Here is a 1,498-nt window from a genome sequence, read left to right as displayed (position 1 = left end):
CGATCAAGTGCAACAAATTAATAAAATGGTTCATTATTAACTGAAATATCACAAAAATGACAACGATAAAACCATATAAAAAGCTTTAAAAATGCTATTTAAAACACTATAAGTAAAAATCAAATTACTAATACTTTATAGATTATTTGCTGGAATATTGTTTAGTTCAACAAACCCTCCAATCTGTAGGTTATGCAAGCAACACTACATTAGAGGCAAGTGTTCTACTGAGCAGTTTCTTTCTTATTCTTTTTCGTTGGAGAAGCTTTCTTAATTTCTCCAGTCTTTTTATAATGGGAAATTATATCACTAATTTGCTTTCTCTCCCAATCTTTTAATGGTCTTGAATCAACTACAAAATCAATTCCTTCCGGTTCTCTTAAGCATCCCATATCTTTATACTTTAAAATATTTCTTAATCAATTTAACAGCAGCTTCAGGAAAGATAATCATCTTATGTCCTCCAACATGCACAGCTCCCAACATTTTTTCATAATGTTCTATTAATCTAGTCTTTGACATAAATGCTGAAATCCCTTCATAACCTTTATCCCATGAAGTTTTACACAGATATGCAACTAAATTTCCTGGAACGCCAACATATAGTTTATTCTTTCCTTTATTGAAAGGTGCACTTTCTATTAAATGCATATACATATGGTCTCCATAATCACTTATACTTACAAGTCCTTGAATGATTTTTGGATTTCCAATAATAGTTAGTTTAAATACCTTTCTGTCCGTTTGTTCAAATTCATATTTCCAATCAAACTGCCAGCCATTCCCTCTTTTAATCGGCCTCAATTCTTCTTGAGAGACTTCAAGTATTTCAGTTTCAAATCTGTCACCAGATATTGCATTCTCAATACTATTAGTCAATTTATCGATTTCGATTTCAATATGTTGAACTTCTTTTGCCATAATGCAAATTTAGGAAAATAAACTTGCTTCTATTAGATTGAGCACCACTTTTATTGCATTAAACCCAACGTTACCTGTATGTCTTCGGGGTTGGTCTGCGTATTACATTCCTTTCAACCTAACCAATTGTTAATGCGGGAAATAAACTCTCAAATTACAACCAACCCAACCCTGAAATATCACAGGCTGTTATGGGCTGGGCATTTTTCTCAAAACAATTAATGAATCTTTCCATTGTTCTATTTGATCTATTAGATACTTAATATTTTCATATCTTGATTTTTCAACCTTATTGTATTGTTCAAAATTTGCTTTTTTATAACTACTAAATGGATTTCTAATTCTATTTCGTCTTTGTAACTCTCTTTGAAAGTCTTTGTCTTCAAAGTTGGGATATCCATAAGCTATTACGTGTTGTTGAACTAAACCCGCAAAGCGGGAGCTTAGGCTAAAACTAACAAAATTCGTAAGATAATTACATTTTCTACCATTATTAATTTTTAAATACAATTGTAATGAGTAGAGAATCTTACCTACAACAAGCTTGTAAAGCAGTTCCTGAATTTAAACTTATCAG

The 1,498-nt window shown here is 31.2% G+C and carries 2 protein-coding genes; both read right to left on the bottom strand.

Annotated elements, in window-relative coordinates; all coding sequences use genetic code 11:
- Positions 1-224 precede the first annotated feature (224 nt).
- On the bottom strand, positions 225-392 hold the full coding sequence (locus OM075_RS25020; RefSeq protein WP_301193296.1) for a hypothetical protein: 168 nt from the start codon (positions 390-392) through the stop codon (positions 225-227).
- A 4-nt stretch (positions 393-396) separates the two neighbouring features.
- Complete coding sequence (locus tag OM075_RS25015) at positions 397-921, bottom strand: hypothetical protein (RefSeq protein ID WP_301193295.1); 525 nt, start codon at positions 919-921, stop codon at positions 397-399.
- Positions 922-1,498 lie beyond the last annotated feature (577 nt).

The sequence above is a fragment of the Plebeiibacterium sediminum genome (assembly GCF_026013605.1).
Classification (GTDB): Bacteria; Bacteroidota; Bacteroidia; order Bacteroidales; family Marinilabiliaceae; genus Saccharicrinis; species Saccharicrinis sediminus.
Note: the sequence above shows the minus strand (reverse complement) of the source record. Positions and strands in the feature narration are given on the sequence as shown.